We start from the raw sequence: 22,470 nt of genomic DNA on the forward strand, positions 1-22,470 counted from the left end.
AGGTAGGAAGACGAGGGGTGACGGCACGTCACACCGGGGCGCCAACTCCGTGCTGCTACCGGAGTAGGGGGTGTAGGGGGCGGGAACCCGCGTGCGGGGGTGGGGTTTTCCCCCGAAGAGGAGAGGGGTGGGACGGGGAAGGGCCCCCGCGCGAGGCCGTCGCCTCAGCGCCCCGCGCCCCCCGGCGTCACCAGCCCCGACTCGTACGCGAAGATCACCGCCTGTGCCCGGTCCCGCAGGTCCAGCTTCGCCAGCACCCGCCCGATGTGCGTCTTCACCGTCTGCTCGGCGAGCACCAGACGCGCCGCGATCTCCTGGTTCGAAAGACCCCGCGCGATCAGCTCCAGCACCTCCGTCTCGCGCGGCGTCAGGCCGTTGAGCCGCAGCGCCGCCCGGTCCGCCCGCGGCGCCGGGCGCGACGCGGCGAAGTCGGCGATCAGGCGGCGCGTCACCGACGGCGCGAGGAGCGCCTCGCCCGCCGCCACCACCCGCACCGCCGCGATCAGGTCCGCCGGCGGCGCGTCCTTCAGCAGGAAGCCCGACGCCCCCGCGCGCAGCGCCTCGTACACGTAGTCGTCGACGTCGAACGTGGTCAGCATCAGCACCTTCGGCACGTGCGCCACACCCACCGGCGGCGAGAGGATCTCCCGCGCGGCCGCGAGCCCGTCCATCTCCGGCATCCGTACGTCCATCAGCACCACGTCCGGGTGCGTCGACCGGGCCACCTCCACGCCCGCGCGCCCGTCCGGCGCCTCGCCCACCACGTCGATGTCGGCCTGCGCGGAGAGCAGCGCGGCGAACCCCGCCCGCACCATGGCCTGGTCGTCGACGATGATCACGCGGATGGTCACGGTCGTTCGTCCTCCGTACGCAGCGGGAGCCGGGCCGCGACCCGGAAGCCGCCGTCCGGCAGCGGCCCGGTGTCCAGCGTGCCGCCGGTCAACCGTACGCGTTCCCGCATCCCCACCAGTCCGTGGCCGGTCCCGGTCCCGCCCTCCAGCGGTGAAGTGCGTCCGGGTACGGGGGCGTTGACGACGAGGACGTCCAGCCAGCCGTCCTCCACGCGGACCGACACCCGGGTCCGCGCGCCCGGCGCGTGCCGTACGACGTTGGCCAGCGCCTCCTGCACGATCCGGTACGCCGACAGGTCCACCGCCTGCGGCACCGCGCCGAGGTCCCGGAGGTCCGCCGCCATCGACAGCTCGGCCGGCACCCCCGCCCGTACCGTCGCCTCGATCAGCTGCTGCACCCGGTCGAGCCCCGGTTGCGGGGCCCGCTCGCCCTCCGTGCCCTCGTTGCGCAGCACCACGAGGAGCCGCCGCATCTCGGTCAGCGACTCCCGCGCGCTCGCCGCGATGGAGGTGAACTCCTCCCGGGCCGCCTCCGGCAGGTCGGGGATCCGGTACGGCGCCGAGTCCGCCTGGACCGTGATCACCGACATGTGGTGGGCGACGATGTCGTGCAACTCCCGTGCGATACGGGCCCGTTCCTCCAGGAGGGTGGTGCGGGCCCGTTCCTCCGCCGTCCGGCGCTCGGCGTCACCGCGCTCGCGGAGCGTCGCCGTGATGAGCAGGACGACCCCGCTCAGCACGAAGAGCAGGATGTGGATGCCGTCGGTGTGCCGCTGTGAGAGCAGCTCGAAGAGGAACCCGGCGGCGCCGGTGACCAGCCACACGCCCAGCAGGGCCCGGCGCGACTCGCGCAGTCCGAGGGCGAGCATCAGGGCGAGGTAGCCGATGACGACCATCGGCGTCCAGGGCCAGGGGCGCCCGTCGAGGCCGTCGGCCGGGAGCATCAGCAGCGCGCCGGCGATGTCGGCGGTCCCGATGATCCACCACGCCTGGAGGGGGCGGGTCACGGCGAGCAGCAGCGGCGCGGCCTGGGCGGTGGCGAGGGCACCGGCGAGGGCGCCGTTGACCTGGTAGTCCTGGACGAGGACCGTGATGGTGACGGGGAGCAGGGTGGCGACGAAGGCGAAGGCCACACCGTAGGGGAGCTGCCGCAGCCAGCGCTTCCGCGCCTGGGCGAGCAGCGGGGCGCCCGGCTGGGTGGGCGTCGCGAGCGCCAGGCCGAAGGCCTGCATGGTGTCCCGGGCGGGGACGAGCAGCCGTGCGGCGCGCGCGGCGCGGGACCGGGGCCGGGCGGGCTCGGGGGGCGCGGTGTCAGGGGTGTCTGTACGCATGGCCTGCTCAGGTTAGGCAGAAGGGGCACGGCGGAGCGTCATACCGAGGGGCTGGACCCGGGGGGGGGGTACCGGAGTATGAGGCGACGAAGGCGACCGCCCACCGGGAAGGCCGACCGCCCGCCCGGCGCGGAGGCCGCTCGCCCCCGCTCGCCCGCGACGCGAGCCCGCGACGCCCCCGCCGTAAGCCCGCCCGCCCCGCGCGGAGGCCGCCCCCGCCGTAAGCCGACCCGGCTCGCCGCAAGCCCGCCCCCGCCCGCACCGCCCCCTCACAGCTGCGCCAGCAGCTCCGCCTTCTTCGCCGTGAACTCCTCGTCCGTCACCAGGCCCGCCTCGTGCAGCTCCCCCAGATGCCGGATCCGTTCGGCCACCCCCGCGGGGTCGAACCGTTCCGCCTCCAGTGGTGCCGCCGCCCGCCCCGCGCCCCGGATCGCCGCGAGGACCGCCGCCGCGAACGGCAGGGACTCGTGGACCAGGCCGTACCCGAGGCCGAAGACGACGGCCGCCGGGTCCCGGTCCGCCTGCGCGTGGCGCGGTCCGCAGCCCCGGGGGAGCAGTCGCAGGTACCCGTCGAAGACGTCCGGCGAGCGCCACTCGACCCCGCTGAGCTCCCGTACCGAGAAGGTCTGGTCGCCCGCCTTCCACTTCTCCGAGGACGCGCCCGTGCCGAACCAACGGAACGAGACCTCCGACGAACCGTCGAAGATCGCCTTCCCGTCGAAGGCCTTGAAGGACTGCGGTCCTTCCGGCGCCGCGACCAGGAACCCGTCCGCCGGGCCGGCGTCGGGCGTGAGCAGCGCTCTCAGCTCGTCCCCGTAGTACTCCGCCAAGGTCTCCCGCTCGGCCGGCAGCACCAGCCGGTACGGGTCGCGCCCTTCCTTCAGCTGCCCCGCGGCCGCTTCCATCAGGGGATCGGCGCCCGGTCTGGGCACCGCGTGCAGCACGACCGTGCCCCGCTTGCCCGGGGCGAGCGTCACCGACGCCAACGCCTCGTGCGGGATGCGTCGTTCGCGCAGCGTCTGGAACAGTTTCGGTGTGCGGATCCCCCGTTCGAAGCGGATGACGACGGCGTCGCTCTCGAACTCCCAGGTGGCATGAATTCCGGCCAGCACATCACCCATGTGCCTCATCGTATGCGGCGGGCGCCCGCGCGTCGCCCCTGAGCGGTGGGCCGGAATTCGCGGGCTCTACGCGCGTCAGACACCTTCCGCACCGGAGATTCCGCTGAGGCAGGCGCCGTCGGCGCTCGCGCAGGTGAGTCCGCGGTACGAACCGACGCCTATCGCGGCGAAGTTGTCGAGGCTGTCCGTGCCCGGCTCGAAATAGCCCGCGTGACCGGTCGCCCCGGCCGCCGACAGCAGCCGTGCCCCGAACTCCGGCTCCGCCGGGTCCGCCCCGTGCCCCACCCCGCCGAGGTGAAGGTTGGGCACGTCCCCGATCCAGTCGTCCGTGTCCCGCATCGCCCACACGCGCGCGCGGGTGGCCAGTTCGGCCGCGCTCTCCACCCGCATGCCGGGGCTTCCGGCGACCGCCACGTCCGTCACCCGGGCGGGCAGCCGGGGGGCGGCGACCCCGCACAGCACGGAGCCGTAGCTGTGGCAGAAGAGGCTGACGCGCGAGCCGCCGGGCAGGGCCGTGACCATGTCCACCAGGCGTAGGGAGCCGATGGCGGCGAGCCGGCCGATCGCCGCGTCGATGCCGACCCCGACGGGCGCGGTGTAGTCGGCCCAGGCGATGACGGCGGTACGCGTACGGGGCGCGGCCCGGCGTTCGGCGGCGTACAGCGATTGCGCCATCCCGGCCGGCGCCGAGTACTTGCGGTGGGTCTTCTGGAAGGTGAGCAGATTGGTGTCGACTCCGGGCACGATCACCGAGACCCGCTGCGCCCGTTCCAGATCGCCCAGCACCTCGGCCGTACGCCCGGGGCCGGTCGGGTCGAAGGCGAGGATCTGGCGGCCTTGCCGCATGAGCGAGGTGAAGCGGTGCACCCGGCGCAGGGCCTCGTGGCGTCCGGTCGCGGAGAGCCGGGGATCGTCGATCCTGCCCCGCTCGGCGCCGAGGGCGCGGGCGAGGGAGAGCCGGTTGGCGCGGTAGCGGAGGGTGAGGGGCGCGCCGTTGAGGTTGCCGACGACGAAGGGGTGCGCGTCGGCGAGCCGGGCGCCCTGGGCCGGGCCGATCGACCGGAAGAACGCGGCGATCGTACGGGCGGGGGCGGCGGGGTCGGGCAGTGCCCGGTGGCCGATCCTGCCGTGTGTCCAGGAGGCGAGCGCGGTCTCCCGCATCCCCGCCGGCCCGCGCTGATCACGCAGGGTCGTCCAGCCGGTGGTCGCCAGGAGGACGAACACCACGGCGAGCGCGAGCAGCAGGCGCCAGAGGGAGAGTGCGGGGGAGGAGTCGAAAGAAGTCACTGCGCCACACCCTAGAAGACCCGTGGAGGGCGCCGTGCGGGCGGTGACGGGGATCACAGTGCCGGTCCGGTGGAGGGTGACGCTCCGTGTGCGCGGGCGTACGCCCCGCTCGCCTCACGGGCTTTGATGGGCCGTCAGTCGCGCCAGTGCGGTTCGAGCGCCGGGCCGAGGTGGTCGAGGTAGCGCTCGGTCAGCGCGCGGATCGCCTCAAGGGTCGGATCGGTGCCGCGGCCCCACAGCTGGCCCGTCACCCGCATCACACCGCTGAACGCCGCCACCGCGATGCGGGGGCGCGGGTCCTCGTCCACGTCCAGGCCCTCGCGTTCGGCGATCAGCCGCGCGATGCTCTCCTCCATCTCGGTGGCCCGGCGCAGATGGGTGGCGAGCAGGGCGGGCGTCGACTCGATCATCTGGAAGGTCCGCAGATACAGCTCGACGGGCACGACCTCCATGATTGCCTCGCCGATGGTGTCCCAGGAGCTGAGCACGGCGTTGCGCATCGCGTCGAGCGGGCCCTCCTCGGCGGGCCGCTCGGCCAGGGCCCGGACGAAGCGTTCCTCCACCATCTTCTGGACGGCGAAGGCCGCGTCCTCCTTGGAGGCGAAGTAGCGGAAGAAGGTGCGCTGGGAGACCTCGACCGCGTCGGCGATCTCGTCCACGGTGGTCTCTTCGTACCCGTGGGTCGTGAACAGCTCCAGGGCCACCCGCAGCAGCGCGTCGCGCGTGCGCTGCTTCTTTCGCTCCCGCAGCCCGGAAACCGTCACCGCATGGTCCTCTTTCCGCCTCTTTCCGCCGCTTTCCGACGCTGTGTGTGCAGCTCAGCGTACCTGTGAGCTACATGACAGTTACCGACGCATGAATTGCTTTGTCAATTGTCAGCGACTGACATTAGCCTCGCCGGTATGACTAGTCAGACCACCGTGGAAAAGGCCCCGCAGGGTCAGGGGGGTGCCAGGGAGCCCGCCCAGGCCCCGGCGAAGGGACTGCGAGGCCACCCCTGGCTGACCCTGTTCGCCGTCGCTGTCGGAGTGATGATGGTGGCGCTCGACGGCACGATCGTCGCCATCGCCAACCCCGCCATCAAGACGGACCTCGGCGCCTCGCTCGCCCAGGTCCAGTGGATCACCAACGGCTATCTGCTGGCGCTGGCCGTCGCCCTCATCACCGCCGGGAAGCTCGGTGACCGCTTCGGGCACCGTCAGACCTTCCTCATCGGCATCGCCGGCTTCGCCGCCGCCTCCGGCGCGATCGGCCTCTCCGACTCGATCGGGCTCGTGGTCGCCTTCCGCGTCCTCCAGGGCCTCTTCGGCGCATTGCTGATGCCCGCGGCGCTCGGTCTGCTCCGCGCCACCTTCCCCTCCGAGAAGCTGAACATGGCCATCGGCATCTGGGGCATGGTCATCGGCGCCTCCACCGCGGGCGGCCCGATCGTCGGTGGCCTGCTCGTGGAGCACGTCAGCTGGCAGTCCGTCTTCTTCATCAACGTGCCGGTCGGCGTCCTCGCGCTCGTCCTCGGCGCCGTGATCCTCAGGGACCACCGGGCCGAGAACGCCCCGCGCTCCTTCGACGTCCTCGGCATCCTGCTGCTCTCCGCGGCGATGGGGTCCCTCATCTGGGGCATCATCAAGGCCGGTGAGTCCTGGGGCTGGGCGAGCGGCAACACCTGGGGCTTCCTGGGCGGCGCGGTGGTCCTCTTCGCGCTCTTCGCCCTCTGGGAGACCAAGGTCAAGGAGCCGCTGATCCCGCTGGCGATGTTCCGCTCGGTCCCGCTGTCGGCGGGTGTCGTGCTGATGGTCCTGATGGCCTTCGCCTTCATGGGCGGCCTGTTCTTCGTGACCTTCTACCTCCAGGGCGTCAAGGGCCTCAGCCCGGTCGACAGCGGTCTGCACCTGCTGCCGCTGACCGCGATGATGATCGTCTCGTCGCCGCTGGCGGGGGCGCTCATCACCAAGTTCGGCCCGCGGATCCCGCTGGTCGGCGGCATGGTCTGCACGGCCGCCGCGATGTTCGGCATGATCACCCTCTCCGAGGGGACCGGCACCTTCGCGATGTCCCTCTGGTTCGCCCTCCTCGGTCTGGGCCTCGCCCCGGTCATGGTCGGCGCCACCGAGGTCATCGTCGGCAACGCCCCGCTGGAGCTCTCCGGCGTCGCCGGCGGTCTGCAGCAGGCCGCGATGCAGGTCGGCGGCGCGCTCGGTACGGCGGTGCTCGGAGCGGTCATGTCGTCCAAGGTCTCCAGCGCCTTCGAGGAGAACTGGAAGGACGCGGGCATCCCCGTGCCGGCCGACCCCCAGCTGGAGCAGGCGGCCGAGTTCGGCATGGTCCCGCCGGAGCTGGCCAAGGCGCCCGGTATGACCCCGGACATGTTCGACACCATCGGGGGCGTCATCCACGACACGTTCATGCAGGGCATGGGCCTGGCCTTCACCGTGGCCGGTGTCGTCGCCGTCGTCGCGGCGCTGGTCGCCACGCTGACCAAGCGCGGCGAGAACGCGGGCGCGGGCGCGGGCGGCGCCCACATCTGAGCCACTGCGCGTACGTGTGCCCCCGCCGGCCCCGGTCCGACGGGGGCATTCACCTGTCCGGGTGAATCGGCCCCGACCCCCTTCCCAGCGGGCGGGGAGGTGATCCAGAGTTTTGGTCACAGAGAGTGACGAAAACGGGGGGTACACCGATTATGCGTACGCAGACCTTGCTCACGGCCGTCCTGGGGGCGGCCCTCCTCACCCTGCTCACAGCGGTCGCACCGGCCACCGCCGCACCGACGCCCAGGCTCGGCGCCTGCGCGCCCGGCCAGCTCTGCCTGTGGCCCAAGGCCGAGTTCAAGGGGAAGGCGCACACGCACGAGCTGTCCGACACCGACATCGAGAGCTGCGTGCCCCTGGCCGCGGGCACCACGGCCCAGGCCCTGGCCAACCGGACCGGACGGCCCGTCACCGTCTACCAGTCGGCCGAGTGCGCGGAGACCGGCGAGTTCGAGACCTACCCGGGCCGCGGGGTGTGGGTGCCGCAGACCCCGTACCAGGTCAGAGCCTTCAAGATCTGGGAGCGGTAGCCGGTCCGGCCTGCTCGGGCACGGCGGCGGGCGGCGCTGGAGTCACGACGGCGGGCAGGGCGGGGGGCACGGCGGCCGGCGCGGCGGGGGTCACGGCTGGGGGCGCTGAGAGGCGGGCCACCTCGGCCCGCAGCTCCCGCACCTCGCACGCCAGCGTCTCCAGGAGCTCCGTCTGCCGGCGCTCGGCCGCGTCGTCCCGCTCGAAGCGGGAGATGAACCAGGCGGCGATATTGGCGGTGACCACACCAAGCAGGGCGATCCCCGACAGCATCAGACCCACCGCCAGGACCCGGCCGAGACCGGTGGTCGGCGCGTGATCGCCGTAGCCCACCGTCGTCATCGTGGTGAACGACCACCACACCGCGTCACCGAGCGTCTTGATGTTCCCGTCCGGCGCCGAGCGCTCCACATGGAGCACGGCCAGGGAGCCGAACATCATCAACCCGACCACCGCGCCCGCCACATAGGTGGTGAGCGTGATCTGCGGGGCCATCCGGGACCGCCGACCCACGAGGAGGAGCGTCGAGACCACACGCAGCAGCCGCAGCGGCTGAACCAGCGGCAGCAGCACCGCCAGCAGATCCAGCGGATGCCTGCGCACGAAGGCCCACCTGGCGGGTGCCAGAGCCAGCCGGACGACGTAGTCGACGGCGAACGCACCCCACACGACCCACTCCACGGCCAGACACAGGTCATGGACCCAGCGCTCGGCATCCGGCGCCACGATCGGTATCGCGTACGCGACGCCGAACGCCACTGCCAGAGCCAGCAGTGGCGTTTGGGTGCGCTTCTCCCAGCGTTCCTTCATGCCGGGCATCGTAGGCCGGGTGCGGGGACGCCTACGCCCCCGCACCCGGCCCACCAGGACCTTCTACGCGTCGCCGCCCGCGGCGCCCGGGTCCGCCGCGGCCACGTCGAGCAGCTGGTAGCGGTCCACGGCCTGCTTCAGGACCGAGCGGTCGACCTTGCCCGCGCGGGCGAGCTCGGTCAGGACGGCCAGGACGATCGACTGGGCGTCGATGTGGAAGTAGCGCCGGGCCGCACCCCGCGTGTCCGCGAAACCGAAACCGTCCGCGCCCAGCGAGGTGTACGGACCCGGCACCCACCGGGAGATCTGGTCCGGAACCGAGCGCATCCAGTCGGAGACCGCCACGAACGGGCCCTGCGCGTCGGAGAGCTTCCGCGTCACGTACGGGACGCGCTGCTCCTCCTCCGGGTGGAGGAGGTTGTGCCGGTCGACCTCCACGGCCTCGCGGCGCAGCTCGTTCCACGACGTCGCCGACCAGACGTCCGCGCGGACGTTCCACTCCTCGGCGAGGATCCGCTGTGCCTCGACCGCCCACGGCACGGCGACGCCGGACGCCATGATCTGCGCGGGCAGCTCACCCGACTCGCCCGCCTTGAAGCGGTAGATGCCCTTGAGGATGCCCTCGGCGTCCACGTTCTCGGGCTCCGCCGGATGCTGGATCGGCTCGTTGTAGACGGTCAGGTAGTAGAAGACGTCCTCGGCCTCGGGGCCGTACATCCGCTTCAGGCCGTCCCTGACGATGTGCGCGATCTCGAAGCCGAAGGCCGGATCGTAGGCGACACAGCCCGGGTTGGTCGAGGCGAGCAGCTGCGAGTGGCCGTCCGCGTGCTGGAGGCCCTCGCCGGTCAGGGTCGTACGGCCGGCGGTGGCACCCAGCACGAAGCCGCGCGCCAACTGGTCGGCCATCTGCCAGAACTGGTCGCCGGTCCGCTGGAAACCGAACATCGAGTAGAAGACGTAGACCGGGATCAGCGGCTCGCCGTGCGTGGCGTACGCCGAACCCGCCGCGATCAGCGAGGCGGTGCAGCCCGCCTCGGAGATGCCGTCGTGCAGCATCTGGCCGGTCGGGGACTCCTTGTACGCGAGCAGCAGCTCACGGTCCACGGCCTCGTACTGCTGGCCCAGCGGGTTGTAGATCTTGGCGCTCGGGAAGAACGAGTCCATGCCGAACGTGCGGTACTCGTCCGGCGCGATCAGCACGAAGCGCTTGCCGATCTCCTTGTCCCGCATCAGGTCCTTGAGCAGCCGGACGAACGCCATCGTGGTGGCGATCGACTGCTGGCCCGAGCCCTTCTTGACCGCGGCGTAGGTCTTGTCCTCCGGCAGGGGCAGCGGCTTCGCCCGCACGACACGGGTCGGGACGTACCCGCCCAGCGCCTTGCGGCGGTCGTGCATGTACTGGATCTCCTCGGAGTCCCGGCCAGGGTGGTAGTACGGCGGAAGGCCGTCCTCCAGCTGCTTGTCCGTGATCGGGATGTGCAGCCGGTCGCGGAAGCGCTTGAGGTCGTCGACCGTCAGCTTCTTCATCTGGTGGGTGGCGTTGCGGCCTTCGAAGTTCGGGCCCAGCGTCCAGCCCTTGATGGTCTTGGCGAGGATCACCGTCGGCTGACCCGTGTGCGCCTTGGCCGCCGAGAACGCCGCGAAGATCTTCTTGTGGTCGTGACCGCCGCGTCCCAGGTGCAGGATCTGGTCGTCGGTCATGTTCTCGACCATCGCCCGCAGCCGGTGGTCGTCGCCGAAGAAGTGGTCGCGGATGTACGCGCCGGTCTCGGTGGCGTACGTCTGGAACTGGCCGTCGGGCGTGGTGTTCATCTTGTTGACGAGCACACCGTCGCGGTCCTGCGCGAGCAGCGGGTCCCACGACCGGTCCCACACCAGCTTGATCACGTTCCAGCCGGCGCCGCGGAAGACCGACTCCAGCTCCTGGATGACCTTGCCGTTGCCGCGCACCGGGCCGTCGAGCCGCTGCAGGTTGCAGTTGACGACGAAGGTCAGGTTGTCGAGGTTCTCGCGGGCGGCGATCGTGAGCTGGCCGAGCGACTCCGGCTCGTCCATCTCCCCGTCGCCCAGGAAGGCCCAGACGTGCGACTTGGAGGTGTCGGCGATGCCGCGCGCCTCCATGTAGCGGTTCATCCGGGCCTGGTAGATCGCGCCGAGCGGGCCGAGGCCCATCGAGACGGTCGGGAACTCCCAGAAGTCCGGCATCAGCCGCGGGTGCGGATAGGAGGACAGGCCGTTCGGGAACTTCGACTTCTCCTGGCGGAAGGCGTCGAGCTGCGTCTCGTTCAGCCGGTCGAGCAGATAGGCGCGGGCGTAGATGCCGGGGGAGGCGTGGCCCTGGAAGAAGATCTGGTCGCCGCCGTCGCCCTCGTCCTTGCCCCGGAAGAAGTGGTTGAAGCCGACGTCGTAGAGCGAGGCGGAGGAGGCGAAGGTGGCGATGTGGCCGCCGACCCCGATGCCCGGGCGCTGCGCGCGCGAGACCATCACGGCGGCGTTCCAGCGGGTCGCGTTGAGGACCTTCCGCTCGATCTCCTCGTTGCCCGGGAAGAACGGCTCGTCCTTGGTGGCGATGGTGTTGACGTAGTCAGTGCTGCGCATCTCGGGCACGGCCACGCGCTTCTCGCGGGCCCGCTCGATCAGGCGGAGCATGAGGTAGCGGGCCCGCTCACGGCCGCGCTCGTCGACGGCGGCATCGAGGGAGTCGAGCCATTCCTGGGTCTCCTCCGGATCGAAGTCCGGGACCTGGCTGGGAAGGCCGCCAATGATGATCGGGTTGCGATCGGATCCGGAAGCCACGCTGTTCCTTCGCTGTTCGGTGGAGCTTCGATGGAGCCCACGGGGGAGCCGGGGACGTCCATCGTGTACCCCGTCGGTGTCACCCGTCATCTCTACCGAGGGGTAACCCCCCGGGGACGCCTGGTTGGGTCAAATCGCAACCTTACGCCCAACCCGCGCATGCGTTTCGTCAGCGCGTTCGGCAGACTGAAACCGCGGAAGACCATAAACCGGTACGAAGCGTGTGCCCTGCATCACGGAGCGGAGTGGTTCCAGTCCGGAAGTTTCGGCGAGACGGCCCCAAACGTCACCGTTTCGGCGGTCTCGACGGCCGGGTACTTGCGCGATCCGCCCAGCCCGTGTGGACTACGGCCAGCGCCGCGCGTACGCGCGCGGCCCAAGCATTTTCCGATACACGATCAGGAGGCAAGCCGTGAGCGCGACCGCGGACCACGCGGAGGAGCGGACCAACCCGGCAGCGAGGCTGGGGTTCGAGCCCGGACAGGTGGTCCAGGAGATCGGTTACGACGACGACGTCGACTTCGATCTCCGCGAAGGCATCGAGTCCATCATCGGGTCGGACCTCGCTGACGAGGACTACGACGACGTCGCCGACGCCGTCGTGCTCTGGTTCCGCGACGAGGACGGAGACCTGACGGACTCCCTGGTCGATGCCATCGGCCTGCTGGAGGACGGCGGAGTCGTATGGCTGCTGACGCCCAAGACAGGCCGTGACGGTTACGTCGAGCCGAGCGACATCAGTGATGCCGCGCAGACGGCCGGCTTCTCCCAGACCAAGAGCATCAGCGTGGCCAAGGACTGGTCGGGCAGCCGACTGGTGGCACCCAAGCGCTGATCTCCCCCCAAGCAGCAGGAGCCCCCGCCGACACCCGTCGGCGGGGGCTCTGTGCGTGGCGGTGTCTAAGCTGGGGCCTCACCTGTTCGGTCCAATGAAGGTCCAGCGAAAGGGACGCGTACGCCATGGCGATCGAGGTCGGCACCAAGGCCCCGGAGTTCGAGCTCAAGGACAACCACGGGCGCACCGTGAGGCTCTCCGACTACCAGGGGAAGAAGAACGTGGTGCTGCTCTTCTACCCCTTCGCCTTCACCGGCGTCTGCACGGGCGAGCTGTGCGAGCTGCGCGACAACCTGCCGAAGTTCGTCAACGACGACACCCAGCTCCTGGCCGTCTCCAACGACTCCATCCACACCCTGCGGATCTTCGCCGAGCAGGAGGGCCTGGAGTACCCGCTCCTCTCTGACTTCTGGAAGCACGGCGAGGCCTCGCGCGCCTACGGCGTCTTCGACGAGGACAAGGGCTGCGCCGTGCGCGGCACCTTCATCATCGACAAGGACGGCGTCGTCCGCTGGAGCGTCGTCAACGCCCTCCCGGACGCCCGCGACCTCAACGACTACCTCAAGGCGCTCGACACCCTCTAGGGTCCGTCGTTTGGACCATGCCGGGCTCGCGTGCCCTGGCACCGCTCCCCCGTAGCCCTTCGGGCACGGGAGGTACGCCCACCGCGTTGACTCCCTCCTCCGCCTTGCGATCCGTCCCCTCGGCCCTGGCGGGCCTGCGGAGGCCCCGTGCACCAGACCCCGCTCCCTGATCCGGCCTGATCCAAATGACAGACCCTAGACACCGGCGCGAATCGTCTGTCCCGGCCGGGAACCCGTCACTAGGATCCAGTCGTTGATCCGATGCCAACGCACGACGGGGGCGCTGCCCCTGGAAACCAATGGAGGGACTCGTGGGAGTCAGCCTCAGCAAGGGCGGCAACGTCTCGCTGACCAAGGAGGCCCCTGGCCTGACCGCCGTCACGGTCGGTCTGGGCTGGGACGTCCGCACCACCACCGGGACGGACTTCGACCTGGACGCCAGCGCCATTCTGGTGAACGCGGAGGGCAAGGTCCGCAACGACCAGGACTTCGTGTTCTTCAACAACCTGAAGAGCGCCGACGGCTCGGTCGAGCACACCGGTGACAACCTCACCGGCGAGGGCGAGGGTGACGACGAGCAGGTCAAGGTCAGCCTGGCCACCGTGCCGGCCGATGTCGCCAAGATCGTCTTCCCGGTGTCGATCTACGACGCCGAGAACCGCCAGCAGTCCTTCGGCCAGGTCCGCAACGCGTTCATCCGCGTCGTGAACCAGGCCGGCGGTGCTGAGATCGCCCGGTACGACCTCTCCGAGGACGCCTCGACCGAGACCGCCATGGTCTTCGGCGAGCTGTACCGCAACGGCGACGAGTGGAAGTTCCGCGCGGTCGGCCAGGGGTACGCCTCCGGCCTGCGCGGCATCGCGGCGGACTTCGGCGTCAACGTCTGAGCCGTCCGCAGCACGCAGTAGCAGTGACCGAGCCGTCCGGCGCCGCACCCTCCGTGCGGCGCCGGACGTGCCTCATCGGCAGCATCAGCAGCGTCAGCGGTACCAGCAGCGTCAGCGGTACTCACCGGGGAGGAACCACATCATGGGCGTCACGCTCGCCAAGGGAGGCAACGTCTCCCTCTCCAAGGCCGCACCCGATCTCACCCAGGTGCTGGTCGGCCTCGGCTGGGACGCGCGCTCCACCACCGGAGCCCCCTTCGACCTCGACGCCAGCGCCCTGCTGTGCCAGTCGGGACGCGTGCTCGGGGACGAGTACTTCGTCTTCTACAACAACCTCAAGAGCCCCGAGGGCTCCGTCGAGCACACCGGGGACAACCTCACCGGCGAGGGCGACGGCGACGACGAGTCGCTCATCGTGGACCTGGTCAAGGTCCCGGCGCACTGTGACAAGATCATTTTTCCGGTCTCGATCCACGAGGCCGACAACAGAGGCCAGACCTTCGGCCAGGTCAGCAACGCTTTCATTCGCGTGGTGAATCAGGCAGACGGTCAGGAACTCGCCCGCTACGACCTCTCCGAGGACGCCTCCACCGAGACCGCGATGATCTTCGGTGAGCTCTACCGGTACGGCGGTGAATGGAAGTTCCGGGCGGTCGGACAGGGGTACGCGTCCGGCCTTCGGGGCATCGCTCTAGACTTCGGGGTCAACGTTTCGTAAAGCCGCGTACTTACACGATGGGGTAGACAGTGGTTCTGAAAACCTTCGGGTGGTCGTTCGCCATCACGGCGCTCGGCCTCGCTTTCGCCGCGTGGCAGTGGGGGTGGGAGGCGTTCGGGGTCGTACTGATCCTGTCGATCCTCGAAATCTCGCTGTCCTTCGACAACGCGGTGGTCAACGCCGGAATCCTGAAGAAGATGAACGCCTTCTGGCAGAAGATCTTCCTCACGATCGGCATCCTCATCGCGGTGTTCGGCATGCGGCTGGTCTTCCCCGTCGCCATTGTCGCCATCAGCGCCAAGGTAGGACCCATCGAGGCGATCGAGCTCGCGATGGACCAGCCGGAGCGTTACGAGGCACTGGTCACCGACGCCCACCCGGCGATCGCCGCCTTCGGTGGCATGTTCCTGCTCATGATCTTCCTCGACTTCATCTTCGAGGACCGTGACATCAAGTGGCTCGGCTGGCTGGAGCGTCCGCTGGCCAAGCTCGGCAAGGTCGACATGCTGTCGGTCTGCATCGCGCTCATCGCCCTGCTCTTCTCCGCGATGAGCTTCGCCACCCACGCGCACACCAGCACCGGTTACCAGGACAAGTCGGCGACCGTACTGCTCGCCGGCGTCGCCGGACTCATCACGTACCTCATCGTCGGCGGACTCTCCGGCTTCTTCGAGAACAAGCTCGAGGAAGAGGAGGAGCGCGAGCACGAGGAGGAGGAGAAGGCCAAGGCCGAGGGCAAGCCGGTCTCCGCGGTCGGCCTGGCCGGAAAGGCGGCGTTCTTCCTCTTCCTGTACCTGGAAGTCCTCGACGCGTCCTTCTCCTTCGACGGCGTCATCGGCGCCTTCGCCATCACCAACCACATCTTCTGGATGGCGCTCGGCCTCGGCATCGGCGCGATGTACGTCCGTTCGCTCACGGTCTACCTGGTCCGCCAGGGCACCCTCGACGACTACGTCTACCTGGAGCACGGCGCGCACTACGCGATCGGCGCCCTCGCCGTCATCCTGCTCATCACCATCGAGCACGAGATCAGCGAGCTCATCACCGGCACCATCGGTGTCTTCCTGATCGCGGCCTCCTTCCTCTCCTCCATCCAGCGCAACCGCCGGCTGGCGGCGGCCGGAGGGAAGGCCGACTCCCCGGACGACAAGACCGAGGTGTCGTCGGGGGTGTGACACCCGCGGCAATGAGGAACGCTTCACCGAGGGGCGGCCGGTGCACCCGGCCGCCCCTCGGCGTATCGAACAGGCCGTATCGAGCAGGCCGTATCGACGGGCCACATCGGTAGGCCACATCGGTAGGTCGTGGCAACAGGCCGTATAGGCAGGCCCAGGGGGGCCGGGGACAAGGGGGTGGGAGGGCCATGGCCTTCTGGGACAGCCTGATTCCGGGCAGGGCGGCGCCGTTCGATTCGGGCAGCGCCTCGACGAACTCCATCGACCTGACGAAGAGACGTCCGTCGGTCTCGCTCACCAAGCAGGGCGCCGCGAGCGGCAATCTGCGGGTCAACCTCTCCTGGCGGATGCGGACCTCGGACATCGAGGGCCGCTCCCGGCAGAGCGGCCGGCTGCTGCGCCACCCCTCCCAGCTGTTCAAGCCCGAGGTCGTCCAGGCGCACACCCAGGGCGTCGTCAACGTCGACCTGGACCTCGGCTGCATGTACGAGCTGACCGACGGCAGCAAGGGCGTCGTGCAGCCGCTGGGCGGCTTCTTCGGTGCCCTGAACGCGCCGCCGTACGTGAACCTGAGCGGTGACGACCGGTTCGGCGGATCGTCGGGCGAGACGATCTTCGTCAACCTCGACCACAAGGACACCATCAAGCGGCTGCTGTTCTTCGTCTACATCTACGACCAGACGCCGGCGTTCGACCGCACTCACGCCAAGGTCACGCTCTACCCGAGCAACGGCCCGCGGATCGAGATCGAACTGGACGAGCGCGCCCCGCAGGCGCGCTCCTGCGCCGTCCTCACCGTCGAGAACGTGAAGGGCGAGCTGATCGTCCGCCGCCAGGTGAAGTTCGTCTACGGCTTCCAGGCGGAGCTGGACCGGCTGTACGGGTGGGGCCTGCAGTGGGGGCGCGGCTACAAGACGAAGGCGTGACCGGGTGGCCCCGGAGAACCCCTCAGGGGCGCACGAACTGCGGCCCCATGGGGGGCAGCCGGAAGTTCGGGTCCGGAGCGGGCGCGGCGGCCGCAGCCGGCTGCGGATAGCCGTACGCGGGCTGCGGCGAGGCCGGCTGCGGGTAGCCGTACGCGGGCTGGGGAGAGGCCGGCTGGGGGTAGCCGTACGCGGGCTGCGGATAGCCGTACGCCGGAGGAGCCGTCGGCTGGGGCGGTACGGCGGGAGGCGTCACGGGAGGCACGGGAGCGGTCACGGGCGTGTGGACGACCGTCGCGTCGGCGTCCGGGGCCGCCGTCGTGTCCGGGGCCGCGGTGGTGTCCGGGCCGGCGGACGCGTCCTGGCTCGCCGTGGCGTCCGGGCCGGAGGTGGCGTCGGCGCCCTGGTCCTCGTCCGCGGTCTCGTCCACCGAGATCCCGAAGTCGGTCGCGAGACCGACGAGCCCGGTGGGGTAGCCCTGGCCGACCGCGCGGAACTTCCAGGCGTCGCCGCGCCGGTACAGCTCGCCGCAGATGATCGCCGTCTCCTCGCCGGTCTCCGCCGTCACGTCGAACAGCGCCAGCGGCTCCCGGTCCGGCGCCCCCGCGTCGTACAGCAGGATCCGCAGGTCGGAGACGCTCCGGAAGGTGTCGCCGTCCGAGGAGGCCGCGATCACCACCTGGTCCACGGACGGGTCGAGCCCGCCGAGATCGGCCTCGACCGTGTCGGTCAGCCCCTCCGCCACCCGCTTCTTCGGCAGCCGGCGCACCAGACCCGAGGGGTGGCGCGGCTGGTTGTAGAAGACGAAGTCCTCGTCGGAGCGCACGCGCCCGTCCACCCCCAGGAGCAGGGCCGAGGCGTCCACGTCGGGGACCCCGGGGCCCGGGGTCCAGCGGAGCACGGCCCGTACGGCCGCGGTGTCGAGAGGGACGTTGGAGCCCTTCAGCATCGCGTGCGTCATGACCGTCATCCTGCCTTCCCGGCCGACCGCCGGACAACGCGGGGGCCTCGGCCAATCGGGGAGAGACCGATCGGATGCGGACGAGTTACCTGGATTTCATGCGAGGAGGGAACTACGGACACCCGCACCTACGTACTATTACCGGCCACATGTCATCAGGGCCCGCAAAGGCAGTCGGGGGAGTTACATGCGTCATTTCGGGCACATCCCGGCCGCTTCGCGCGCCAGGCTGTTCCACCAGGAGCCGGCCGAGTTCACGGCCGACTCACCCGCGAGCACGCTCGCCGTGGCCTTGGGCGCCACGCTCTACAGCCCCGCCACCCGGCCGCGGCTCGCCGACGACGTGCGCAAACAGGCCGCACGCGGGGTCGTCTCCATGGTGCTGTGCCTGGAGGACTCCATCGCCGACGCGGACGTGGAGGCCGCCGAGGCGAACCTGGTCCGCCATTTCCGCCTCCTCGCGGAAGCGGAAGCCGAAGCGGAAGCGGGAGCCGACGCGGCCGGGGGCGAGGGCGGGGACGAGCGGCCCCTGCTCTTCATCCGGGTCCGTGAGCCCCGCCAGATCACCGACCTCGTCGCACGGCTCGGCGACACCGTCCGCCTGCTGTCCGGATTCGTGCTGCCCAAGTTCACCGAGACCCGGGGCCACGCCTTCCTGGAGGCGCTCACCGCCGCCGAGACGGCCTGCGGACGGCGACTTTTCGCCATGCCCGTCCTGGAGTCCCCCGAACTGCTCCACCTCGAGACGCGCGCCGAGACCCTCGCCGGCATCGCCACGACCGTCGACAAGTACCGGGAGCGCGTGCTCGCGCTACGGCTCGGCGTCACCGACTTCTGCTCCGCGTACGGGCTGCGCCGCTCGCCCGACATGACGGCGTACGACGTCCAGCTCGTCGCCCATGTCATCGCCGACGTGGTCAACGTCCTCGGCCGCTCCGACGGCACCGGCTTCACCATCACCGGGCCCGTCTGGGAGTACTTCCGGCTCGGTGAACGCATGTTCAAGCCGCAGCTGCGCCGCAGCCCCTTCCTGGAGGGCCGGGCGGAGGACCTGCGGACCGCCCTCATCGAGCACGACCTCGACGGGCTGCTGCGTGAGATCGAACTCGACCGGGCCAACGGCCTGCTCGGCAAGACCTGCATCCACCCCACCCACGTGGTGCCGGTGCACGCCCTCTCCGTGGTCAGCCACGAGGAGTTCAGCGACGCCCAGGACATCCTGCGGCCGGAGCGGGGCGGAGGCGGAGTGATGCGCTCCGCCTACACGAACAAGATGAACGAAGTGAAGCCGCATCGCGCGTGGGCCGAGCGCACCCTGCTGCGTGCCGAGGTGTTCGGCGTCGCCAAGGAGGACATCGGCTTCGTGGATCTGCTGACCGCCGGACTGGCCGGCTGACGAAGGGTGATTGACGACGTGGTGTGGTCGGGAACATGGGTCGCCGAGCGACTCGGTGTCGAACTGGTCGGCGACGAGAAGCTCCCGGGCCTGTTGGGCCTCGCACTGCGCCGCAACCCCAAACGGGCGCATCTGCTCGTCTCCCACGTGCTGGGCAAGCACGTGCCTCAGCGCCCCACCGTCGTGTACGAGGCGGGCTTCGCCCTCGGCGAGCGCGTACGGGACCTCCTCGGCCCCGAGGACGCGGCGCGTGCCGTGGTCGTCGGGTACGCGGAGACGGCCACCGCACTCGGTCACTCCGTCGCCGACGGCCTCGGCTTCGCGCCGTACCTGCACTCCACCCGGCGCCCGGTGGCCGGAGTGGCACCGGCGGGCGGCTTCGAGGAGTCCCACTCGCACGCCACCTCGCACCTCCTCCTCCCCGAGGACCCGAAGCTGCTGGCCGGCGACGGGCCGCTGGTCCTCGTCGACGACGAGTTCTCCACCGGCAACACCGTCCTCAACACCGTCCGCGACCTGCACGAACGCTCTGCCCGCGACCGGTACGTGGTCGTCGCCCTCGTCGACATGCGCTCGGCGGCCGATCTCGGCCGTCTGGACGCCTTCGCCGAGGAGATCGGCGCCCGCATCGATCTCGTGGCCGGAGCGGCGGGCACGGTACGGCTCCCCGACGGCGTCCTGGAGAAGGGCCAGGCGCTGGTGGCGGAGTACGAGCGGGGTCCGGCACGGGTGCCGGCGCCGCGAGGGCCAGGGGTGGCACCGGGGGCCCCGGTGGGGACGTCCGGGGGAGGGGACGCGGCCGGGACGTCCTGGGCGGGCGCGCCAGGGACATCCCCGGGGGCCTCGGCGGAGGCACTTCCGGGAGCCGCAGCCGACGTCTCCTCCGGCGGTATGGGCGGAGCCGCGCCGGTCGCCTCCGCCGGTGGTCCGTGTGGCGCCTCGCCCGTCGTCCCTTCCGTCGTCCCTCCCGTACGGGTCGACCTCGGATGGCCCGGAGGCGTCCCGGACGGCGGCCGCCACGGCTTCACCGCGTCCCACGCCGCCGCGCTGCGAGGCGCGCTGCCCGCCATGGCGGAGCGCCTGTCCGCCGCCCTCGGCGGAGCGGGCCGTACAGGCGTCCGCGGCCCCGGCCGCGTACTCGTCCTCGGCTTCGAGGAGCTGATGTACGCGCCGCTGCGGCTGGCCGTCGAGCTGGAGCGCGCCGGACACGACGTGTCGTACTCCACCACCACCCGCTCGCCGGTCCTCGCCGTCGACGACCCCGGCTACGCCATACGCACCCGGCTTGTCTTCCCCGCCCATGACGCCCCCGCCGACGGACCCGGCGAGCGGTACGCGTACAACGTCGCTGGCGCCGGCTTCGACGCTGTCGTCGCCGTCGTCGACTCGGCCGCCGACACCTCCGAACTCCACGCTCCCGACGGCCTGCTGGCCCAGCTCGCGGCGCACATCCCGCACGTCGTGCTCGCCGTCGTACCGACCTACACGCCGTCGACGCCTCCCGAAGCGTCCACGGCTCCCGAAGCGTCCATGCCTTCCGAAAGGGCCTCCATGCTGCCCGAGCCCCTCCGCGGCCCCGCCTTCTCCTCGTACGCGCCCGAGGAGGTCGGCTGGCTGCTCCAGGACCTCTCGGACGTCGAGCTGGAGGCCCCGACCGAGGAGCGCGAGGAGGCCATCCAGAGCGGCGGCGCGCACTACGCCGAGTCGCTGCCCGTGGAGTACCAGCCCAGCGCCCAGTACCAGGAGCTCTTCCACGCGGCCCTGGAGACGTCCGCCACCCGGATCGCCCGCGCCGTCGGCACCGTCACCGAGACGGTCCTCGCCGAGCGGTCGGACCGGGGCACCGGGCGGCCCGTGCTCGTCTCGCTCGCCCGGGCCGGCACGCCCGTAGGGGTGCTGATGCGCCGCTGGGCCCAGGCCCGCCACGGCCTCGAACTGCCGCACTACGCCGTCTCCATCGTGCGCGGCCGCGGCATCGACGCCAACGCGGTGCGCTGGCTCGCCGCCCACCACGACCCCGCCGACGTCGTCTTCGTCGACGGCTGGACCGGCAAGGGCGCCATCACCCGCGAACTCGCCGAAGCCCTGAAGGACTTCCCCGGCTTCGACCCGGAGATCGCGGTCCTCGCCGACCCCGGCTCCTGTGTGCGCACGTACGGCACCCGGGAGGACTTCCTCATTCCGTCCGCGTGCCTCAACTCCACCGTGTCCGGGCTGATATCGCGCACGGTCCTCCGCGCCGACCTGGTCGGACCCGACGACTTCCACGGCGGCAAGTTCTACCGCGAGCTGGCCGGCGCCGACGTGTCCAACGCCTTCCTCGACGCGGTCGCCGCCCGCTTCGACGAGGTCGGTGACGCCGTCGACGCCGAGGTCAAGGAGCTGCTGGGCGCCGACCGCGACCCCACGTGGGAGGGCTGGGCGGCCGTCGAGCGGATCAGCGAGGAGTACGGCATCCACGACGTGAACCTGGTCAAGCCGGGCGTCGGCGAGACCACCCGTGTGCTGCTGCGCCGGGTCCCCTGGAAGATCCTCGCCCAGCGCGGCGCGGGCGCCGACCTGGACCACGTCCGCCTCCTCGCCGCACAGCGCGGGGTGCCCGTCGAGGAGGTCGACGAACTCCCGTACACCTGTGTCGGACTGATCCACCCCCAGTACACGCGCGGCGCCACCGGCGCCGACGGGAAGGCGGTGGTCTCCCAGTGAGTACCGCGACGAACGGCACCACGCCCACGGTGATGAGCGTCCCTCAGACCCCCGTGGCCCCCGCGGCCGCCACGCCCGCCGCGCCCACGGTGATGAACGACCCCACGCCCACTGTGATGGTCGCGAGCGACCTCGACCGTACGCTGATCTACTCCTCCGCCGCCCTCGCCCTCGGCATGCCCGACGCGCAGGCGCCCCGGCTGCTCAGCATCGAGGTCCACGAGTCCAAGCCGCTGTCCTACATGACCGAGGACGCCGCGGTTCTCCTGGCGGAGGTGTCCGCCGAAACGGTCTTCGTCCCCACGACGACCCGCACCCGCAAGCAGTACCAGCGCATCCAACTCCCCGGCCCCGCGCCGAAGTACGCCATCTGCGCCAACGGCGGGCACCTCCTCGTCGACGGCGTCACCGACCTCGACTGGCATGAGAGCGTGCTGCGCCGGCTCGCCGACGAGTGCGCGCCGCTCTCCGAGATCCGCGCCTACTTCACCGCCACCACCGACCTGTCCTGGGTGCGCAAGCACCGGGTCGCCGAAGACCTCTTCGCGTACCTGGTCGTCGAGCGCGAGCGGCTGCCCGAGGAGTGGTTGAAGCGGTTCGGCGACTGGGCCGACGACCGCGGCTGGACCGTCTCCCTCCAGGGCCGCAAGGTGTACGCCGTACCGAAGCCGCTCACCAAGAGCGCGGCGATGCGCGAGGTCGCCCGCCGCACCGGCGCCGGCCTCACCCTGGCCGCCGGGGACTCCCTCCTCGACGCCGATCTGCTGCTCGCCGCCGACCGCGCCTGGCGGCCCGGCCACGGCGAACTCGCCGACGCCGGCTGGACCGCCCCCCACCTCGACGTCCTCGCCGAGCGCGGAGTGGCGGCGGGCGAGGAGATCCTGCGCCGCTTCCTCACCGCTGTCCGCGACCACCGCGCGACCCTGCCCGCCCAGCAGACGGCCGCCCCCGCCGCCCTCGCCGACCCGGCCTGATCAGCCGCGAGCTGGTGCGGGCGCGAGGAAAGGCCCCGGCGGTGTGCGGGGCCTTGCACAGT

19 protein-coding genes are annotated in these 22,470 nt (G+C 70.9%); 11 read left to right on the top strand and 8 right to left on the bottom strand.

Annotated features, from left to right (window positions below; translation table 11 throughout):
* Positions 1–164 precede the first annotated feature (164 nt).
* The 5 genes from ACIRB4_RS06990 to ACIRB4_RS07010 all read right to left on the bottom strand — a co-directional run bounded on the left by ACIRB4_RS06990 (position 165) and on the right by ACIRB4_RS07010 (position 5,354).
* The gene (locus ACIRB4_RS06990) at positions 165–851 is read right to left on the bottom strand and encodes a response regulator (protein WP_403288977.1); all 687 of its coding nucleotides are present in this window, start codon (positions 849–851) and stop codon (positions 165–167) included.
* Positions 848–2,182 (bottom strand): sensor histidine kinase, encoded by a 1,335-nt coding sequence (locus tag ACIRB4_RS06995; RefSeq protein ID WP_403288978.1) that lies wholly within the window; start codon positions 2,180–2,182, stop codon positions 848–850. The genes ACIRB4_RS06990 and ACIRB4_RS06995 overlap by 4 nt, the downstream gene beginning before the upstream one ends.
* 269 nt (positions 2,183–2,451) lie before the next feature.
* Positions 2,452–3,303, bottom strand: coding sequence for a DUF4429 domain-containing protein (locus ACIRB4_RS07000; RefSeq protein WP_403288979.1), 852 nt, complete (start codon positions 3,301–3,303; stop codon positions 2,452–2,454).
* 75 nt (positions 3,304–3,378) lie between these two features.
* The gene (locus tag ACIRB4_RS07005) at positions 3,379–4,590 is read right to left on the bottom strand and encodes an alpha/beta hydrolase (RefSeq protein WP_403288980.1); all 1,212 of its coding nucleotides are present in this window, start codon (positions 4,588–4,590) and stop codon (positions 3,379–3,381) included.
* Positions 4,591–4,724: 134 nt separating this feature from the next.
* The gene (locus tag ACIRB4_RS07010; RefSeq protein WP_403288981.1) at positions 4,725–5,354 is read right to left on the bottom strand and encodes a TetR family transcriptional regulator; all 630 of its coding nucleotides are present in this window, start codon (positions 5,352–5,354) and stop codon (positions 4,725–4,727) included.
* 138 nt (positions 5,355–5,492) lie between these two features.
* On the opposite strand from ACIRB4_RS07010, the gene ACIRB4_RS07015 reads away from it, so the two are divergent.
* A complete protein-coding gene (locus ACIRB4_RS07015; RefSeq protein ID WP_403288982.1) occupies positions 5,493–7,115 on the top strand; it encodes an MFS transporter in 1,623 nt (540 codons plus the stop codon).
* Positions 7,116–7,267: 152 nt separating this feature from the next.
* Positions 7,268–7,645: a peptidase inhibitor family I36 protein gene (locus ACIRB4_RS07020; protein WP_403288984.1), complete on the top strand. Its 378-nt coding sequence runs from the start codon at positions 7,268–7,270 to the stop codon at positions 7,643–7,645.
* On the opposite strand, the gene ACIRB4_RS07025 is transcribed toward ACIRB4_RS07020, so the two are convergent.
* Positions 7,626–8,462: a potassium channel family protein gene (locus ACIRB4_RS07025; RefSeq protein WP_403288985.1), complete on the bottom strand. Its 837-nt coding sequence runs from the start codon at positions 8,460–8,462 to the stop codon at positions 7,626–7,628. The genes ACIRB4_RS07020 and ACIRB4_RS07025 overlap by 20 nt on opposite strands.
* A 54-nt stretch (positions 8,463–8,516) precedes the next feature.
* Positions 8,517–11,249, bottom strand: a complete 2,733-nt coding sequence (gene aceE / locus ACIRB4_RS07030) for a pyruvate dehydrogenase (acetyl-transferring), homodimeric type (RefSeq protein WP_403288986.1) — start codon at positions 11,247–11,249, stop codon at positions 8,517–8,519.
* 412 nt (positions 11,250–11,661) lie between these two features.
* On the opposite strand from aceE, the gene ACIRB4_RS07035 reads away from it, so the two are divergent.
* From ACIRB4_RS07035 to ACIRB4_RS07060, 6 genes are all read left to right on the top strand, one after another.
* Positions 11,662–12,084: a DUF3052 domain-containing protein gene (locus ACIRB4_RS07035; RefSeq protein ID WP_137989507.1), complete on the top strand. Its 423-nt coding sequence runs from the start codon at positions 11,662–11,664 to the stop codon at positions 12,082–12,084.
* 125 nt (positions 12,085–12,209) lie between these two features.
* Positions 12,210–12,668: a peroxiredoxin gene (locus ACIRB4_RS07040; RefSeq protein WP_403288987.1), complete on the top strand. Its 459-nt coding sequence runs from the start codon at positions 12,210–12,212 to the stop codon at positions 12,666–12,668.
* Between the two features lie 311 nt (positions 12,669–12,979).
* Entirely contained in the window at positions 12,980–13,555 is a 576-nt protein-coding gene (locus ACIRB4_RS07045; RefSeq protein WP_403288989.1) for a TerD family protein, read from the top strand.
* 142 nt (positions 13,556–13,697) lie between these two features.
* Entirely contained in the window at positions 13,698–14,273 is a 576-nt protein-coding gene (locus tag ACIRB4_RS07050) for a TerD family protein (RefSeq protein ID WP_403288990.1), read from the top strand.
* A 29-nt stretch (positions 14,274–14,302) separates the two neighbouring features.
* Positions 14,303–15,448 (top strand): DUF475 domain-containing protein, encoded by a 1,146-nt coding sequence (locus tag ACIRB4_RS07055; RefSeq protein ID WP_403288991.1) that lies wholly within the window; start codon positions 14,303–14,305, stop codon positions 15,446–15,448.
* Positions 15,449–15,636: 188 nt separating this feature from the next.
* Positions 15,637–16,374, top strand: coding sequence for a Tellurium resistance (locus ACIRB4_RS07060; protein ID WP_403288993.1), 738 nt, complete (start codon positions 15,637–15,639; stop codon positions 16,372–16,374).
* 22 nt (positions 16,375–16,396) lie between these two features.
* On the opposite strand, the gene ACIRB4_RS07065 is transcribed toward ACIRB4_RS07060, so the two are convergent.
* A complete protein-coding gene (locus tag ACIRB4_RS07065) occupies positions 16,397–17,341 on the bottom strand; it encodes a TerD family protein (protein WP_403288994.1) in 945 nt (314 codons plus the stop codon).
* Between the two features lie 178 nt (positions 17,342–17,519).
* Here ACIRB4_RS07065 and ACIRB4_RS07070 point away from each other — a divergent pair, with 178 nt between their 5' ends.
* From ACIRB4_RS07070 to ACIRB4_RS07080, 3 genes are all read left to right on the top strand, one after another.
* Positions 17,520–18,728 (top strand): HpcH/HpaI aldolase/citrate lyase family protein, encoded by a 1,209-nt coding sequence (locus ACIRB4_RS07070; protein ID WP_403288995.1) that lies wholly within the window; start codon positions 17,520–17,522, stop codon positions 18,726–18,728.
* Between the two features lie 9 nt (positions 18,729–18,737).
* Positions 18,738–21,434 (top strand): phosphoribosyltransferase domain-containing protein, encoded by a 2,697-nt coding sequence (locus ACIRB4_RS07075; protein ID WP_403289625.1) that lies wholly within the window; start codon positions 18,738–18,740, stop codon positions 21,432–21,434.
* A 92-nt stretch (positions 21,435–21,526) separates the two neighbouring features.
* Complete coding sequence (locus ACIRB4_RS07080) at positions 21,527–22,408, top strand: HAD family hydrolase (protein WP_403289626.1); 882 nt, start codon at positions 21,527–21,529, stop codon at positions 22,406–22,408.
* The last annotated feature ends 62 nt before the right edge of the window (positions 22,409–22,470 follow it).

It is taken from the genome of Streptomyces sp. NPDC093600 (assembly GCF_044764755.1).
Taxonomy (GTDB): Bacteria; Actinomycetota; Actinomycetes; order Streptomycetales; family Streptomycetaceae; genus Streptomyces.

Coding starts and splice junctions, on each gene's coding strand:
- ACIRB4_RS07040 (WP_403288987.1), top strand. CDS start 12,210: ATGGCGATCGAGGTCGGCACCAAGGCCCCGGAGTTCGAGCTCAAGGAC.
- ACIRB4_RS07080 (WP_403289626.1), top strand. CDS start 21,527: ATGAACGACCCCACGCCCACTGTGATGGTCGCGAGCGACCTCGACCGT.
- ACIRB4_RS07070 (WP_403288995.1), top strand. CDS start 17,520: ATGCGTCATTTCGGGCACATCCCGGCCGCTTCGCGCGCCAGGCTGTTC.
- ACIRB4_RS06995 (WP_403288978.1), bottom strand. CDS start 2,182: ATGCGTACAGACACCCCTGACACCGCGCCCCCCGAGCCCGCCCGGCCC.
- ACIRB4_RS07060 (WP_403288993.1), top strand. CDS start 15,637: ATGGCCTTCTGGGACAGCCTGATTCCGGGCAGGGCGGCGCCGTTCGAT.
- ACIRB4_RS07000 (WP_403288979.1), bottom strand. CDS start 3,303: ATGGGTGATGTGCTGGCCGGAATTCATGCCACCTGGGAGTTCGAGAGC.
- ACIRB4_RS07050 (WP_403288990.1), top strand. CDS start 13,698: ATGGGCGTCACGCTCGCCAAGGGAGGCAACGTCTCCCTCTCCAAGGCC.
- ACIRB4_RS07025 (WP_403288985.1), bottom strand. CDS start 8,462: ATGCCCGGCATGAAGGAACGCTGGGAGAAGCGCACCCAAACGCCACTG.
- ACIRB4_RS07065 (WP_403288994.1), bottom strand. CDS start 17,341: ATGACGGTCATGACGCACGCGATGCTGAAGGGCTCCAACGTCCCTCTC.
- ACIRB4_RS07020 (WP_403288984.1), top strand. CDS start 7,268: ATGCGTACGCAGACCTTGCTCACGGCCGTCCTGGGGGCGGCCCTCCTC.
- ACIRB4_RS07015 (WP_403288982.1), top strand. CDS start 5,493: ATGACTAGTCAGACCACCGTGGAAAAGGCCCCGCAGGGTCAGGGGGGT.